This window comes from Neobacillus niacini (assembly GCF_023715415.1).
In the GTDB taxonomy this organism is placed as follows: domain Bacteria; phylum Bacillota; class Bacilli; order Bacillales; family Cytobacillaceae; genus Neobacillus; species Neobacillus niacini_C.
In genome coordinates, this window is the sequence record NZ_JAMBOB010000007.1 from 282,049 (window position 1) to 299,436 (window position 17,388).

General features: G+C 37.8%; 16 protein-coding genes and 1 riboswitch. Of the genes, 15 read left to right on the plus strand and 1 reads right to left on the minus strand.

What is annotated here, in order from left to right:
- The first annotated feature begins 22 nt into the window (after positions 1 to 22).
- The 4 genes from flgL (at position 23) to fliD (ending at position 8,605) form a co-directional block, all read left to right on the plus strand.
- Positions 23 to 901 (plus strand): flagellar hook-associated protein FlgL, encoded by an 879-nt coding sequence (gene flgL / locus M3189_RS18400; RefSeq protein WP_251636292.1) that lies wholly within the window; start codon positions 23 to 25, stop codon positions 899 to 901.
- A gap of 227 nt (positions 902 to 1,128) precedes the next feature.
- Positions 1,129 to 1,971, plus strand: coding sequence for a flagellin (locus M3189_RS18405; protein WP_251636294.1), 843 nt, complete (start codon positions 1,129 to 1,131; stop codon positions 1,969 to 1,971).
- Between the two features lie 123 nt (positions 1,972 to 2,094).
- A riboswitch (cyclic di-GMP riboswitch) is annotated at positions 2,095 to 2,187 on the plus strand.
- A gap of 85 nt (positions 2,188 to 2,272) precedes the next feature.
- Entirely contained in the window at positions 2,273 to 6,928 is a 4,656-nt protein-coding gene (locus M3189_RS18410; RefSeq protein WP_251636296.1) for an OmpL47-type beta-barrel domain-containing protein, read from the plus strand.
- A gap of 171 nt (positions 6,929 to 7,099) precedes the next feature.
- The gene (fliD, locus tag M3189_RS18415; RefSeq protein ID WP_251636298.1) at positions 7,100 to 8,605 is read left to right on the plus strand and encodes a flagellar filament capping protein FliD; all 1,506 of its coding nucleotides are present in this window, start codon (positions 7,100 to 7,102) and stop codon (positions 8,603 to 8,605) included.
- Positions 8,606 to 8,623: 18 nt separating this feature from the next.
- Here the strand turns inward: fliD and M3189_RS18420 are convergent, their stop codons facing one another.
- Positions 8,624 to 9,367: a glucosaminidase domain-containing protein gene (locus M3189_RS18420; protein WP_251636300.1), complete on the minus strand. Its 744-nt coding sequence runs from the start codon at positions 9,365 to 9,367 to the stop codon at positions 8,624 to 8,626.
- A 187-nt stretch (positions 9,368 to 9,554) separates the two neighbouring features.
- Between M3189_RS18420 and M3189_RS18425 the strand changes: the two genes are divergently transcribed.
- The 11 genes from M3189_RS18425 to fliF all read left to right on the plus strand — a co-directional run bounded on the left by M3189_RS18425 (position 9,555) and on the right by fliF (position 17,388).
- Positions 9,555 to 10,742, plus strand: a complete 1,188-nt coding sequence (locus M3189_RS18425) for a flagellar hook-length control protein FliK (protein ID WP_251636302.1) — start codon at positions 9,555 to 9,557, stop codon at positions 10,740 to 10,742.
- Positions 10,743 to 10,762: 20 nt separating this feature from the next.
- Positions 10,763 to 11,182 carry a flagellar hook capping FlgD N-terminal domain-containing protein gene (locus M3189_RS18430; RefSeq protein WP_251636304.1) on the plus strand — a complete coding sequence of 140 codons (420 nt, stop codon included), beginning with the start codon at positions 10,763 to 10,765 and terminating at the stop codon, positions 11,180 to 11,182.
- Between the two features lie 14 nt (positions 11,183 to 11,196).
- The gene (locus tag M3189_RS18435) at positions 11,197 to 12,048 is read left to right on the plus strand and encodes a flagellar hook-basal body complex protein (protein ID WP_251636306.1); all 852 of its coding nucleotides are present in this window, start codon (positions 11,197 to 11,199) and stop codon (positions 12,046 to 12,048) included.
- A 111-nt stretch (positions 12,049 to 12,159) separates the two neighbouring features.
- The gene (gene fliM / locus M3189_RS18440; RefSeq protein WP_251636308.1) at positions 12,160 to 13,107 is read left to right on the plus strand and encodes a flagellar motor switch protein FliM; all 948 of its coding nucleotides are present in this window, start codon (positions 12,160 to 12,162) and stop codon (positions 13,105 to 13,107) included.
- 1 nt (position 13,108) lies between these two features.
- On the plus strand, positions 13,109 to 13,483 hold the full coding sequence (gene fliN, locus M3189_RS27330; RefSeq protein ID WP_435368100.1) for a flagellar motor switch protein FliN: 375 nt from the start codon (positions 13,109 to 13,111) through the stop codon (positions 13,481 to 13,483).
- A gap of 23 nt (positions 13,484 to 13,506) precedes the next feature.
- Entirely contained in the window at positions 13,507 to 13,866 is a 360-nt protein-coding gene (locus M3189_RS18450; RefSeq protein ID WP_251636310.1) for a hypothetical protein, read from the plus strand.
- Positions 13,867 to 13,894: 28 nt separating this feature from the next.
- Positions 13,895 to 14,266 carry a flagellar export chaperone FliS gene (gene fliS / locus M3189_RS18455; RefSeq protein WP_251636312.1) on the plus strand — a complete coding sequence of 124 codons (372 nt, stop codon included), beginning with the start codon at positions 13,895 to 13,897 and terminating at the stop codon, positions 14,264 to 14,266.
- Positions 14,267 to 14,620: 354 nt separating this feature from the next.
- A complete protein-coding gene (flgB, locus tag M3189_RS18460; RefSeq protein WP_251636314.1) occupies positions 14,621 to 15,007 on the plus strand; it encodes a flagellar basal body rod protein FlgB in 387 nt (128 codons plus the stop codon).
- Between the two features lie 2 nt (positions 15,008 to 15,009).
- Positions 15,010 to 15,450 (plus strand): flagellar basal body rod protein FlgC, encoded by a 441-nt coding sequence (gene flgC / locus M3189_RS18465; protein ID WP_251636316.1) that lies wholly within the window; start codon positions 15,010 to 15,012, stop codon positions 15,448 to 15,450.
- 10 nt (positions 15,451 to 15,460) lie between these two features.
- Positions 15,461 to 15,757, plus strand: a complete 297-nt coding sequence (gene fliE, locus M3189_RS18470) for a flagellar hook-basal body complex protein FliE (RefSeq protein WP_251636319.1) — start codon at positions 15,461 to 15,463, stop codon at positions 15,755 to 15,757.
- A 20-nt stretch (positions 15,758 to 15,777) separates the two neighbouring features.
- Complete coding sequence (gene fliF / locus M3189_RS18475; protein WP_251636321.1) at positions 15,778 to 17,388, plus strand: flagellar basal-body MS-ring/collar protein FliF; 1,611 nt, start codon at positions 15,778 to 15,780, stop codon at positions 17,386 to 17,388.

Here is a 17,388-nt window from a genome sequence, read left to right on the forward strand (position 1 = left end):
TAGTAGAGAAAGAGGGAGTAGGATGCGTGTAACATCACAAATGGTGACGCGGCAGTTTAATCAAAATATACAGCGAAACAACCAGGAGATCTATTCCCTTCAGCAGCAAATCTCGTCTGGGAAAAAATATGAAAAAATATCGGATAATCCTTTAGAAGCGATGAAGGGAATGTCGCATCGAACTTCATTGGCGCAAATTGAGCAATATCAGAAAAATGCTCAGGATGGGATGGATCGATTAACAGCTGTAGACGATGCGTTAGGAAATGTCACGAATGTCATGCAGCGAATTCGCGAACTAACGGTTCAAGCGAGCAACGATACGAATCATGAGAGTGATAAGCAAACAATCTCCATTGAGATTCGCGCTCTATCTGATCAGCTAGAAACAATTGCGAATACTACCTTTAATGGGCGTTATTTATTTTCAGGTATGGATCAAGAGACTGCTCCAATGAAAAATGGCGTTTTACAGAATGTAGGGCAGAGCGCCATGAACTTAGATATCGGCAAAGGCGTGACAGTCAATGTGAATGTAAGTGCTGGTTCGGTATTTGGCTATCAAACAGATGGAAGAAATCTATTTGAAACCATCGGAAATCTCGCACAAACATTAGAGAACGGCCAAAACCCGGGTGATCTATTAAATGTCCTTGACCAGCAAATGAACAATGTCTCAACACAACATACCATTATTGGAACTAATCATAATTTACTAGAATTGGCGTCAAATAAGCTCGATCAAGCCAACTTTCTTAATGCAAAAATATTAACAGAAACAGAAGGTACTGATATAGCGAAGGCATATATGGAACTTTCATCACATGAAACAGCTTTACAAGCATCGCTAGCGTCTGGGGCGAGAATCATGCAACAGACTTTGGTAGATTTTTTACGATAAGACTGTGAAAGAATAATATGTATTTTCTGACCGTTGAGTGAATTCTCAACGGTAATTTATTGTTAAAAAACAATCTAAACTCAAGAATAACTATGTTTTTATAGCAGCCTAGTAAAAACTAAAAAAAGAATAATATTTTTTAAATTAACCCTCAACACATTAAAATTTCTGTCGATACATAGTAGTAGAGAGGAAGTAATTCCTTAAAACAAAAGGAGGAACACAGAATGATTATCAACAACAATATCGGTGCAGCAAATACATACCGTCAATTATCAATTAACAATGCCAGTCAATCAAAAAATATGGAGAAGCTTTCATCTGGTATGCGTATCAACCGTGGTGCAGACGATGCAGCGGGTCTATCAATCTCTGAAAAAATGCGCGCTCAAATCCGTGGATTAGAGCAGGCTTCAAAAAATGCTCAAGATGGAATTTCAATGATTCAAACAGCAGATGGTGCTTTAAATGAATCACATGCTATCTTACAGCGTATGAGAGAATTAACTGTACAAGCTGCAAATGATACCAATAGTGATGATGAAAGAACAGCGATTAGTGGAGAACTTACACAACTAACTGATACCCTAACGGATATATCGACAAATACCCAGTTTAATGGGCAAAAAATATTAGCAGGTACTGCGGGTTCAGCAGGTGATGGAGTAGTAACACTTCAAACTGGTGCTAATAATGGTGAAACTTTTGAAATTAATTTTAATGATACAAATAGTGTGGATTTGTCTGCAATCCTAACGACTCTGGGAGGCCCAACTGTAGCAGATTCAACTGAAGCAGCTACCTATTTAACAGCACTTGACACAGCTATCCAATCTGTATCTACTGGACGTGCATATCTCGGTGCAGCACAAAATGCTTTAGAATACACGACTAACAATTTAAATTCAAGTGCTCAAAATACTCAAGCTGCTGAATCTCGTGTAAGAGACGTTGATATGGCGAAAGAGATTGTTGATCAAACGAAAAACTCTATTCTTGCACAAGCTGCTCAAGCAATGCTATCACAAGCAAATCAGCAGCCGCAAGCAGTACTACAATTACTACGATAATCTATCATTTATAACGGCCATTGGATTTCAGTGGCCGTTTCTATTATTTATTCGTTTAAGCAAACTTAGTTGCAAGGTCTTATTAACTAATTCCCATATGAAATTTTTTGGTAGTTAAAAATTACGTGAAAAGGGCAAATCATAGGAAACTGTGAGACGCAAAGCCACGGGCCTGACCCACAAATATATTAATGTGGATGGTAGCCGGTTACCACAAGAATGTCATAGATCTATTTTTCTATGAACCTTCTTTGGGTTCTTTTTTATTTGTCTTTTTTTACCCGAAAGGTAGGTCTATTGTATGATTAGAAGATTGTTTAGCATTCCGACTATTTTAGTGGTTCTAATGCTTATGTACCAATTGGTGTTTCCATTTGGAAATGTTATGGCAGCCGCAAACAGTAGTTTATTACCGCCTAGTAATCTAGCATACCAATCGCTGTCACCAGATGATGGAAGGCTAACATGGACTTCTGTAGCAGGTGCCACAGGATACAATGTATATGAGATTAAAGACGGACAGCTAGTTCTTTTGGGGAAATCAACCACATCTAGCTATAGCTTAAATAATCTCCCCGAAGGATCATTTAGATATGTTGTTTCAACTTTAGATACTGATGGTGAATCTGGACCGACTGCACCAGTCAGTACAGAAATTATCTATCCAGAAATGACTGCACCAGAAACGCTAACTTCAACGATTCGAAATGGAAATGATATTGTTCTTAGTTGGGGTGCTTCTCAGTATGTAGACAAGTATAATGTTTATCAAATAACTGGGGAAGGGGAAAAAACGCTATTAACTTCAACAACTGCAAGCTCATACACAATAGCAAAGTCGGCAGAAGGTACATTTACCTATGCTGTCACTGCAGATAATACTCTATATGGCGAATCCCCAATATCATTACCTTTGGATGTTAAATTAATTTATCCAGTGATGACACAGCCAGCTGATCAGTCATTTACCATCACCAATGGTGCTGATGTAACGCTTAAATGGCAGCCAGTTGAGTACGCAACAAGCTATAAAATCTATGAGCTTATAAACGGTCAGTTCGTTCTAAAAAGTACAGTAACTGGTACAAGTGTTAAATACACAAATTTACCAGCAGGCGACTATCAATACAAGGTATTTTCCTCAAGTGATCGGTTTGGTGAATCTGTAAATGGCAGCGAGGTTTCTTTAACGGTAAGTTCAATTGTTATGACACCTCCGATCGAGGTTACCTATAAAATCCAAAACATCAATGATGTAGTTTTGAGCTGGGGTGCTGTGCCTTATGCAACCGGATATAAAGTCTATCAAATTGTTGAAGGTAACAAGGTTTTAAAAAATACAGTTACTGGAACCTCGGTTACTCAAAAATTACTACCCGCGGGCGATTATCAATATGAAGTATATTCATATAGTGATCGATTTGGTGAGTCTGAAGTTGGTACGAAAGTTTCGTTTACGATTGATACCTATAAGATGTCTGCACCATCTAATCCTTCCTATAAAATTCAAAATGGAAATGATATTGTGTTAAATTGGGGAGCATCTGAATATGCTACGAATTACAATATCTATAAAATTATTGAAGGGCAAAAAGTATTAGAAAGAACAGTAACAGGAACTTCTGCTACTTTCACAAATCAGGGTGCTGGTGATTATGTTTACGAGGTTTATTCATATAGTTCTAGATTTGGCGAATCAGAAGCTGGGTCACAAATTACCTTAAAGCTCGAACCCATTATCATAAGTGCTCCTGAAAATGTATCATACGAACTTCGAAATGAAAATGATATTGCTCTTTCTTGGAGTGCTGTTGAGTATGCTTCCAGTTATAATATCTATCAAATCATCGACGGTGAAAAAGTTCTAAAAAGAAATACTACCGGAACTAATACTATATTCAGTAATATGCCTGAAGGGAATTATTCTTATGAGATTCATTCCGTTAGTTCACGGTTTGGAGAATCGATTGAAGGCGCCGATGTAGTTTTAGAAGTTGTTCATCCAGATATGAATCCACCTGCGAATGTTGCAGGCACAGTTAAAAGTCCAACTTCCTTTACTATTAGCTGGGGTACCGTTGACTATGCTACAAGCTACAAAGTCTATCAAATCGTAAATGGTGAAAAGGTATTAAAAAATACTATTGCTGGGACATCTGTTACCTATAACAATATGTTACCAGGTGAATATCATTATGAGATTTACTCATATTCCACCCGTTTTGGGGAATCACAAGCAGGAAAAGCGATTGTAGTAGTCTTAGAGGATCAATCTTTGCCTGCACCTGAGAATTTCTCCTTTAGTCTTAAAAATGGAAATGATATTACATTGAAATGGGATGCTGTTCAGTACGCTTCAAGCTATAAAGTTTATCAAATGATTAATAGTCAATTCGTATTAAAACGTACTGTAACTGGGGCATCAACAACCTTTACAAATATGCCAGAAGGTAGTTTTGCATTTGTTGTTAAAGCTGACTCGACTTTATTAGGAGAATCTCCAAAAGGATCAGAAGTTCAAGGTACAATTGAATTTCCAAATATGTCAAAGCCAGAAAATTTAACTTCTACTATTTCAAATGGGAACGATATTACTTTAAGGTGGAATGCAATCACTTATGCTACAGCCTATAATATCTATCAAATCATTGATGGAGAAAGAGTCTTTATTAAGTCTGTAACCGGTACAGCAACTACCATGAGTAATTTGCCAGAAGGTAATTTTACTTACGAGGTACATTCGTATAGTGATCGATTCGGGGAGTCACCAGAAGGAAGCAAAAATGATATTACAATTGTTTACCCTATTATGCAACAACCAGAAAATTTAACAAACACGATTAATAACGGAAATGACATAGTTCTACGTTGGAATGCATCCTCCTATGCCACAGAGTATCGAATCTATCAAGTAATAAATAGTGAAAAGATCTTGGTAAAGACTTCTTTGGGAACATCAACCAGCTTTGCTAATATGCCAGAAGGTGATTATCACTATGTTGTACATTCTTATAGTGATCGCTTTGGGGAGTCACCTGAGGGTAATGAAATAAAGTTAAATTTAACTTGGCCAGTTGTTCAGGCTCCAGTATTAACAGGGAAAGTATTTAACGCAAATAATATTACCCTATCTTGGTCATCTGTGACATGGGCCAATGAATACCGTGTCTATAAAGTGAATGGTAACAACAAGGAATTACTCTATAAAGGAACTGCACGTAGTTATAATGCTAATAATCTGACAGAAGAAACTCATTCTTTCGAAGTAACTGCATATAGTACCCGTTTTGGAGAGTCGGTGCCTTCTAACCAGGTGAAAGAGACGATTGTCTACCCGATAATGGAAGCACCAGCGGCTACTCTAAAACTATTAAGTGAAACAAGTGCTAGAATTTCATGGGATTTTGTCACATACGCAAATGGATACAATATCTATGAAATTATCGATGGGAATCCTGTTCTTTTAGCAGAAAAGGTGAACAATCTTTCCTATACACTTCAAAACTTAACGTATGCTAACCATGAGTATTATGTAACTTCTTACAGTAATTCATTTGGTGAGTCTGTGCCTTCAGAAACGGTAATTGCGAAGTTAATTATTGACAATGTGGCACCTGTTACGAAAATCAACGCTCCGACACAATGGGTAAATGAAAATCAGATAGTGACACTTGAAGCAACGGATGATGAAACGGGCGTAGCAAAAACGTTCTATTCTTTAAATGACAATGTTATTACGGAAGGAACTTCTATTTCCGTTGACCAAGAGGGTATCAATAAAATTGCCTTTAATTCAATTGATAAAGTTGGCAACATGGAACAAGTAAAAACAGCGTTTGTTAAAATAGATAAAACGGCGCCGAAAACTGATATGAATGAAATACCTTCATATTCACAATCCTTTACGGTTCAATTGACTGGAAAGGACGAGCTAAGTGGCGTAGCCAAAACTTATTATTCTATTAATGGTTCAGAATATGTTGAAGGTACCACTGTCGTGATTGAGGTAGAAGGAACAAACGAAATTTCTTATTACTCCGTTGACGAGGCTGGAAACATAGAAGAAGTAAATACAACTGAAATCAAAATTGATAAGACAGCACCGAAAACTTCACACAATGCTCCTGAAGGATGGGTGAAGGAGGATGTTCCTGTTACTTTAACACCTAGCGATGAGCTAAGTGGAGCTGAACAAACCTATTACTCGATTAATGGATCTGAATATAAAGAAGGTCAGTCATTCACATTGACTGATGAAGGAGTCCATGAGATTACTTTCTATAGTGTGGATCAAGCTGGAAATAAGGAGGAAAAACAAGTAACAACCGTAAAAATTGATAAAACAGCTCCAACCATTTCTATTGATTTAGAAAAAGAGTACGAGCTTGGTTCAACATTCAACTTGGATTACCTTGCAAATGATAACCTTTCAGGTATGGCAGTTGAGGAAGTTACCTTAAACGGTAAATCGTACAAAAAAGGTGATCAAATTTCACTTGATGAGCCTGGTGAGTATAAGCTGGTAATCAAAGGTACGGATGTTGCAGGTTGGGCAACGATAGTTGAAGAAGCATTTGTTGTTTACATTCCTGTAACGCTAGAGGTATTACCGAAAGTAATCAAAGAAAACAAAGGAATCTTTACGGTAAAAGCTATATTGCCTTCGAAATACCAAACTGCATTTGATGTTTCAACTGTAACATTAAATGGTGTATCTGCTGTTACAGATAATAAAGGGCTAGTAAAGCAAGCTGAGAAAGGCCATTTCAAATTCGATCGTGAAGACTTTGATTGGGAAACTGGTGATGTAAACCTTGAATTCCGTGGATACCTAGATAATCAGTATTTGGTAGTTGCAAAAACTACAGTGGAAGTAAAGGGTAACAAAAAGGATTTCTTTAATTGGTTTGAATTAATAAAATCAATAATAGAAGAATGTGGTAAGAAGCACAATTAGAGTTTGATTATTTTAGAACATATTAATACTTGCGTAGAATAGTTGTGTTAAAAGCTATTCTACGCTTTTTTCATTCAGTATTGAAACCATAGGAAAATCGGCAGACCTAAACTATTTTTATAATTAGCCGATACTTATACTCAGATAATATAAAATTGCGAGGTGATGGCCATGTATACATCTTCTACTACAAGAATCACTGGGATGGCAACTGGTATGGATACGGATTCTATTGTTAAAAAGCTAATGAGTGTTGAGAGTTTATCACTTAATAGACTGAAACAACAGCAGCAAAAGCAAGTCTGGGTAAGTGATGCGTATCGTCAATTGAATAAAGACTTTTTTGCATTTCAACAAAATTCACTTTTTACTATGAAACTTTCTAGTTCATATAACACGTATGATGTATCTTCGACTCAAACAAATGCAGTATCAGGAACGGGTACATCCAGTGCCCTTCCTGGTACTTATATGATTAATAAGGTTGATTCAATAGCGAAATCAGCCACATTTACAGGGGCAGTACAGATCGGGCGAACAGAAGCAATAGGTATCGATACTACTATTTCTATCACTGTTAACAATGATCCTGCTAGTTCTCAAACAGGTTCCATTACGGTAGCTGCAGGTGACACGATTGATAAGATAGTGTCTACTATAAATAAAGCTACTGATGAAACAGGCAAAAGTTTAGGACTACAAGCATATTATGATTCCGCATTAAATCAATTTATGGTGAAAACAAAGGCAACGGGTGCAGTTACAACAATCGACTTGAATGCGAATGCAGGAGATGCTAATAGTAAGGCGGTATTACAAAAGCTTGGAATTGACCTAAATCTACAGTCAGCAGTTCAGACAGGACAGAATGCTGTGTTTACTTTTGATGGAATGCAAGTAACTTCAGCTTCTAACAATGTAACGGTTATGGGCATCAGTCTTTCTTTAAGGAATACTACAACGGACCCAACTACGATAACGGTATCCAAAAATATTGATACTGAAATAAAAAATATAAAAGACTTTGTTGAGAAATATAATGACTTGCTAGACCGATTAAATAAAGTTTATGATGAACCGGTTTATCGGGATTATCAACCGCTGCTTGATGATCAACGGAATGAGATGTCTGAAAAGCAAGCTGAAATGTGGGAAGAAAAGGCAAAAAGTGGACTTCTTCGCAGGGACAGTATTATAAATGAAGTCATGGTTACCATGAGACGCGCGATGGGGGAAACAGTCAATAATGGAAGTGATTATAATACACTTGCCTCTATAGGAATTTCATCAAGAAGCTACCATGATAAAGGAAAACTATATATCGATGAAAAGAAACTGCGTGATGCGTTAGAAGCGGATCCGGATGCAGTTGCTAATTTATTTTCTCAAACAGGAGAAACTGCTCAGGGGACAAATGGCCTAGTGCATCAGTTATCTGATGTCATGACGCAAGGCATCAAAGATTTATCAAAAAAAGCAGGCTCAAGTGGGAATACTAATTATGATCAGAGCACGGTTGGTAAGCTTATATCTACTATTCAATCAAATATCACTCGTCAAACGGATATTCTTATAAATAAAGAAAATCAATATTATAAGCAGTTTGCTGCCATGGAGGCTGCTGTTGCAAGATATAATTCCCAAGGTTCATGGTTATATCAACAGATGGGCGGTTAATAAAAAACAGCCGATTCCTTATGCGAAATCGGTTGTTTTCATAAAATTATTGAAATTTCGTTGTACACCATTTACCCAATGGTTATTCAAGTTGGTTGGGTCATTTGCCGCACCAACCGGAGCATATTTAGCACCAATTAAGGAAATCGTTGTTTTTCCTTTATCGAGGTAATTTTGGCGAAGATTACGTGCCATATCAAAGATACTTTCAGGAACGGATTCATAGGTCTTTAACCCATTTTTGCCCATCATGCCAGCAATATTATGTTTGTACTTCGCTGCGTTGGAGGTTCCGTTTCCTGTCTCATGAATGGCAATCGAAGCTAATAGAGCAGGGTTAATTTGATACTTTTGCCCAGCCGCAACGAAAACCTCACCCATGTTGTTTAGAGCACCCTTTAATTGACCATTGAGTTCTATTACGGTTGTTGCGGTCGATTTAAGGGAACTGCCAGTCATAGGAGTGCTTCCATTTTCAGAAGGTGTTACCATTCCGTTAATCGTAGAGGAATTTAGACCTAGTGATGATGGCTCCATCGCAATCGAACTAGCTAACAGCGTTAGACTACTGGCTAATAACCGAGAAGAGTCCGATTGTTGGGCGTTTGAGCGATTGGCAAGTCCCGCTTGCAGCAGTGCTTCCGTTAACAGTGAGGTGAAGGAGCTGCTAGGATAACTAGTAATTGAGTTGGCCTGGGTTTGACTATTACTTAATAGAGAGCTATTCAATAATAAATCAATCGGCAGCGGACGAACTTCCATATTATTCTTTCCTCTCCAAAGATTGTATGGAGACTATTATAGCGGCTTTTGTCAAAAAAGTAAGTAGGAAATACTAAACAAAGTCGAAAATTGTAAAATTCTGTTGTTGAAATTTGAAAATGCAATTAAGATATAAATAGCTATTATAGGATGTTTTTTATTTATTAGAATAGTAGGTGGCCTAGTTTTGATTCAACTCTCAGCATTGGATAATAAAGGAATGAATAACTCAAGTAAAACAACGTCATCAAAAGAAACAGAGGAATCCACTTCATTTGTCGATTTGCTGAGACTAATGAGTGGAGATGAGGAAGTTAAGAAAGAAGTTGATGGACTAGTATTTCCGATGGACCGATATTTAGGGCCTATACCAATGGAGAAGCCACCAATAAAGGCAGCACCTATCACTGTAGATGAAGCAGAAGTAATCAATGTGCAAAGCAATACTACTTTGTCTGGTTTTGCATTACTCAACTCAAAGAGTGATCCATTTTTATTAGAGCACAGTAAGCAGAAACTGGTAAACCAGTTAGAGCCAATGGTTGTTTCAGTTCTTCAGGAAAGTGAACAAAGCATGGCTAAACAGGGTAAGGCTTTGGCTGTTTCCATATTTCAGGATGGAGAACAGATTGTCGCCAAGCGTCCAGAACCTTCGACTGCTGCTGTTCCTCAACAAATCGTGCCACAACAAGTAGCATCGTTGGATAACAGCTTGGTGAATCCGATAATAAATAATCAGATGCCGGAAGAAATGTTGAAGGTACCATCAGAAGAATCGAATCATAGTCTCCTTGATAATGAATCAGTCCCTCAGGGTGGAAAAGAACATCTGCAAATGCCAGGGCACTTTTCAACTAATATGGATGCTTCATTCAGTCCTTTCATAAATAGGAGTGATACAAAAGGAAGGTTCGTTTTTGAAATGCCAGTTCGGGCGGAACATCTAGCAACCGATGTAACGAAGTACTTAACGACTGTCATTGATGTTCATAATATGGAAAATGGTTTAGAAGCTGTTTTTTCACTAGAGCCAGAGCATTTAGGTAAAGTGGATGTGAAGGTGACGATTCACGAGGGAAATGTTAGAGCTGAGTTTTTTACAAGTACTGCGTTAGGGAAGGATTTGCTGGAAACACAAGTACAGGTTTTACGTACAGCACTGGAACAGCAAGGCCTTCAAGTTGATAAAATTGACATATCTCAACAAAATACATATTTCTCTGGTCCGTTTTCGCAAAAGGGAGATTCACATGCACGACAAGGACAGCAGGAATCCAAAAAACGAAATGGTCAGACAACCTATAACCAAGAAGAAGAGTACCGAGATTTTGCTGCGGAAAGCGGTTTAGTCTCTCAGATTAATACAACGGCTTAATCGAAAAGGAGGGGAACCATTTGGCATCCATCAATTCAATCCATTCCTATTCAGCTCAAACAGTGAGCACTCAGCCAAAAAAGGAAATGGGAAAAGAACAGTTCTTGAAAATATTGGTTACACAGCTTCAAAACCAGGACCCTACAAAACCAATGGAGGATAGGGAAATGATTGGGCAAATGGCTCAATTAAGTGTATTGGAACAATTATCTAACTTAAACCAATCGTTATCCTCCTATTTATTTTCCAATAATGAAAAAAATTTGAGTCAATATTCAAGTATGTTGGAAAAGAAAGTCACTTGGACAAATCCGGAAATGAACCAGCTTGAGAGTGGGATAGTGACTGGAATCAACTATAAAGACAATCAAGTTTATTTTCAAATAGGTGAACAAGAAATCGCATCAACTGAAATCAAATCAGTCGAAGTAAACAAATAATTGGAGGAATAAACATGCTACGTTCATTAAACTCAGGAGTATCTGGACTTCGTGCATTTCAAACAAAGCTCGATGTTATTGGTAATAATATCGCGAATGTAAATACAACCGGATTTAAAAAAAGCCGTGTTGTTTTTGAAGATTTATTTAGTCAGACCATTAAAAATGCTACAGCCGCAACGGAGATCTCTGGAGGGGTAAATCCGCTTCAAATAGGCATTGGGACAAATGTGGCGAGCGTGGATCAATTATTCTCCCCAGGGAGTCCAACTACTACAAATAATGTCAACGATTTATATCTAGATGGCGACGGGTTTTTTGTAGTTCAAAACGGCTCAGGGACGCAATATTTAACTAGAGCAGGAAATTTTTCATTAGATAGTTTAAACCATTTAGTTAATCCGGATGGAATGTTAGTAATGGATACTAGTGATCCACAAGAACCAATCATCATACCAGCTGATGCTGTAACTTATTCGATTGATTCTAATGGGATCATTACTGGCGTTAATGCTTTGGGTGAGCGAATCTTAGGTGTAGATGCAAATGGAAATTCTGTTACTGATCCTAATGCTCAATATAATCCAATTAAAATTGCAATAGCAACTGTTGACAATCCCAATGGTTTAAAGAAATTAGGAGGATCTTTATATACTACAACCACTAACTCAGGTGATGTTGAGATTCCCAATCGAAATGGGATTACGAACACACAAATTATTACTGGTGCACTTGAAATGTCTAATGTTGATTTAGCAGAAGAAATGACTGATATGATTACAGCACAGCGTGGATTCCAAGCAAACTCTAAAATTATCACTACTTCTGATATGATTTTAGATGAATTGATAAACTTAAAACGTTAAGGCTGAAGCATTAGTAGTCGGATAGATATGAAAATAGAAAAAGAGGGAAACGATGGATTCCCTCTTTTTCTATTCGTTTTTGTCGAAATAAATTGTGAAAGGAATAACTAGATGACATATCGTGATGCGATTTTAGAAAAGGAACGGACGGAACACAACGATACATCCAATGTGATAACCTATGATTTCAAAAAAGCCTTAAGGCTTTCGATGGATCAGGTTCGGGCACTAACGAAAATTCATGAGAGTTTTGCTTATCAGTTTTCTTCTAATATTTCTGTTCAGTTACGGACAATCTTTCAAGTGGAAGTCATATCAGTTGAACAGATTTTATACCAGGACTTTATTAAGCTGCTGCCCAACAACACGATATTAAGTGTATTTGAAGCAGGCAGACAAGAAATTCGCATGGCTATGGACTTGAACCCGCAGATGGCATTTACAATGATGGATCGTTTCTTAGGAGGAAAAGGAACCATCGAGGTACCGGAGCGACTTTCGATTACCCCGATTGAAACGAATATTCTCAAGCGTTTTTTTGAAGGAATGGCCCAATCGCTGCAAAAAGCCTGGTCTGAAGTTATGACCCTAAGTCTAAAGGTAATGGATCTGGAGACTAATCCTCAGTATTTGCAGCTGACAGTCCCGACCGAAACAGTCATTGTTATTGTTTTTAACGTGAGATTAGGAGATGATGTAGAACGAATGCATCTTTGCATTCCTTATACATTATTAGAACCGTTTATCCCTAAACTTTCTTCCCATAATTGGTATGGTAAGAATCATAATCAAAATGGAAAAAATAAAGAGGAAAATGGGTTATTACAAGAGCGCCTTGAACATTTAACGGTGCCCGTTAGTGCCGAATTAGGCAGAGCGAAAATTACGATTGAAGAATTTCTTGGCTTAAGCGTCAATGATGTGATTCAGTTAGATCAGCTCGTCGGTGAGCCGCTTCAAATTAAAATTAATGAACAAACAAAATTTCTTGCGCATCCGGGTACAAAAAAGTCCCGTTTGGCTGTAAAGATTGAGCATGTAATAGAAGGAGAAGACTAATATGATGGATAAGGGGAATCTCACCCAAGAGGAAATCGATATACTTCTTGGTAAAGGTCAACAACCGGAAGAAAAGGCATCTTTCCGATTTACAGAGTTTTCAACTGAGACAAACGAACAAGGTTCAGAGGATTCTTTGAACATGGGGCTGCTGCTTGATATTCCATTAGAAATCGTCGTGGAACTTGGAAGGACTAAAAAGAAAATCAGTGAAGTCCTCGAATTAACTAGTGGATCCATTCTCGACTTAGAAAAAATGGCCGGAGAACCAGTGGATGTGTATGTGAACAATAAACTCGTTGCAAAAGGCGAAGTGGTCGTGATTGACGAGCATTTTGGTGTAAGAATAACGGAAATTGCTTCAACTCCTTTCTAGGTTTGTTCACAATGGAGGCTTGTATGATAGAGAAAAAAGAGGATTTGCTTAAACAGTATTTTCAGTTATCTAAGGCGATGCACGATGCATTAGTTCATGGGGAGGATGATGATTTTATCAGTTTGTTAGAGAAACGTGAAACGATCATTACTTCTATTAATCAACTAGAAAAAAAAGCCGGAAGTCGTCTAATGAACGACCAAATTAATCAGTTACTTAAGGTGCAGCTTAAACTAGAGGAAGAAATTCAAAGTGAACTCCAAAATTCCTTAGAAAAAATGGCTAAACAGGTTCGTTTTGCCCAGAATGAAACCTTTTTAACAAAACAATATGAAGGAAACACCCCTGTGTCCAAAGGTGTTTTTTATGATCAAAAGAAATAAAAAAGAATCATTGAAGGAGAAACGATAGATGGTAAATGCAAATGAGGTCTATCAAAATAATCAAGTAACAACCGCCAAACCGGAAGAATTGACGCTCATGCTCTATAACGGCGGTTTAAGATTTTTACGGCAAGCTCAACTAGCGATTGAGAAGAGGGATTTTCCAAAAGCGCACACTCTCATCATCAAAACGCAGGATATTCTAACAGAATTCATGGTAACGTTGAATATGGAGTATGAGATCTCCCATTCTCTCTTTTCTTTATATGAATATATGAAACGGAAATTAATTGAAGCCAATGTGTCAAAGGATTTGGTGATTTTGGCTGAAGTACAAGGTATGCTGCTAGAACTCAAGAATACTTGGGCAGAAGCGATGAAAAAGGATAAAAATTCCTAATGCAAGAGCATTGGGAATTTTTTATGCACCAGCCCTCTTTGCTTAATTATTCCAGTATATCAAAAGATAGGTGTTGAGTCCTGAAATCGTCCATAGAGTCATTTCGGAATACATAAAGAGACATTTCATGACAAAACAAGGACGTTTTGTAAAAAAATGTGGTGTTTATATAGGAATAAATGCATAACAATTAAACTTTATCGGTTCTGATATGCAGAAAACATAGTACTTTAGAACCTTTTTTTCGGTTAATGTTACTAATTGATTTCGATTTTATTACAATGGTACTAAAGCATATTGTAGAATTATGTAATATATTGTTTTATTTTGTAAAGTGAAGGTAGGTAGATTTTGATGAATCCAATCATAGGGGTTATGTCACGTGCGATGGATGCTTCCTCTTTACGGCAGAATGCCATTTCTAATAATATCGCCAATGCGGATACTCCTAATTTTAAACCCACTCATGTTTCTTTCGAGAATCTTTTACAGCAAGAAATAAGTAGTACCTTTACTGGCAGTCGTACCGATAGCAAACATTTTACAATTGGAAGAACTGACCAGATCCCGATACCAAAATCTTTCCAAGATAACGTATTGATGAAAAACAGTAAAAATGGTGTCGATTTAGATTATGAGATGACAGAGATGAGTAAAAACGCACTCTGGTATCAATCATTGACGTACGGAATCAACGAAGAATTTAATTTATTGAAGATGTCTATTAGAGGGAGCCGATAATCATGTCAATCTTTCAATCACTAGCCACTAGCGGTTCTGCGCTAACGGCACACCGTCTGAAATTAGATGTGGTCTCCTCGAATATTGCGAATGCTAATACGACCAGAGGGGAATTTGTTAACGGAGAATGGATACCTTATCGTAGAAAAATGGTAGAACTCGAGACGAAACAAGCGGCCTTGTTCGATTCTTTTTTACAAAAAGAAATGAACCTTGGTGGTGTCCGCGTCAATCGAATTGTCGAGGATTCTACACCATTCCGCCCAGTTTTTGATCCTACTAATCCGGACAGTAATGAGCAGGGGTATGTAATGATGCCAAATGTTGACATTACGAAGGAAATGGTCGATTTAATGTCAACATCAAGAGCTTATGAAGCGAATATAACTGCATTTAATGCAGGAAAATCAATGATGGAAAAAGCACTCACGATTGGAAGATAAGGAGAATTTAATGGTTAATATATCAGCTATCCAACCAACTAACAATGGTTTACTAACTTTAAGTAAACCTCAAAACACAGCACGTTCATCCTCATTTGAATCTATGTTAAATCAGTATATCGATCAAGCAAATCTTTCAGTTAAAGATTTTGAGAACAAATCACTATCTTTAGCAAAAGGTGAAACAGTTAACTTACATGATGTTACGATTGCTGCTCAAAAAGCAAGCATAGCGGTTCAGTTAACGACACATGTTCGAGATAAAGCAGTAGAAGCCTATCAAGAAATGATGAGAATGCAAGTTTAATAGAATTCTAAGGAGCGGCCATGAATCAGCAGATAAGGGAACAAAAAGAAAAAATAAGTGGATATTGGAATTCAGTAAGCAAAAAAAATAAGATTCTTTATAGTGGACTTTTCCTTTTTATTATCGTGGCATTGTCTTTTACCATTTATTTTGTTTCTAAACCAACCTATGTCCCGCTATTTAATAATGAATTGAGTCAACAGGAAATTGGAGATGTCAAGGCGGAGCTCGATCGTCAAGGTGTTACTGACTACAAGTTAGAAAACAATGGGACAACCATTTCCGTTCCTGCTGAAGAAGCTTCTAATTTGTTGGTCTCATTGGCCGCAAAGGGGCTTCCGAAAACAGGAACGATTAGTTTTTCCGAGATGACCAAAGACTTGAAATTTGGTGCCACTGATCGCCAGCTGGATGCCATGGAGAGAGAAGCCCTTCAAGGACAAGTGGAGTCTTTGTTAACCCATGTAAGTGGTGTTAAGAGTGCACAGGTTGTGGTTTCGACCCCGGAGGAAAGTTTGTTTGTCCGCCCTGATGAAAAAGGGCAGGCGACTGCATCTGTTGTTGTAGAATTGGAACCAGGGGTGGACCTTACGCCAAAGCAAATCCAAACCCTCTATCATCTTGTTTCTAAGAGTATTCCCAATCTGCCAAAAGAGAATATCATAATGACCGACCAAGGAGGTCAAGGATTGGATGATACTTCCCAAGATGAGCTCCTATCGGAGAACTACAACAAGCAGAGGAAAATTCAAAACGATGTAGAAACGGATATTCAAAAAGATCTTCAGCAAATGCTTGGAACAATAATGGGCCACGATAAAGTGATGATACAAACGTTTGTAAGATTGAATTTTGATCAGGTACAAACAGAAGAAAACCTTGTTGAACCGGTAAATGAAGAAACGAACGAGGGTATTGTCATTAGTGCGGAAGAGATTTCTAAAACGTATAATGGGCAAGAAAATCCGACAGGGGTAGCGGGAACAGGTGAAACCGATGTTCCTAGTTATGCTGCCGAGGGGACGGCACAAGAATCCACTTCTGAGGAACTCGAAAATCGAGTGAATTATGAAGTAAATCGGATTAACAGAAATATTGTTCAAAGTCCTTATAAAATTGATGATGTAACAATAAATGTCGGTGTAGAACCACCTGACCCTGAGAACCCGGACTCTTTGACGGATGAAACAATTGCGAATATTGAACAAATTCTTTCTAATGTGGTTCGTACCGCTTTAAGTGGTAACCCAGAGTTAACGGATGAGAATGTCGCCTCTCGTATTACCGTATTTCCTCGTGAGTTTAGCGGTAGGCCGGCGGTGGAACCGAATGAAGAAGAACAGCAAATGGAGATGTCATCCTGGTGGATGTATGCCCTGATAGGTGCTGGAGCCCTTTTAGCTATTGTAATCCTGACCATTTTCTTTGTTTCACGCCGTCGTCGAAAGCTAGCAGAGGAAGAAGAAGATCTGGAACCATTCCCGCTCCTGCCACCTAGGGATACAAGGAGTAAGGAAGAAATTGATATTCAGGAAGAAAAGGCTGCAATTAAGAAGGAAATTGAACAGATGGCCCAGCATCAGCCTGAAGTTTTTGTTGGTTTATTAAGAAATTGGCTGACTAAGGATTAG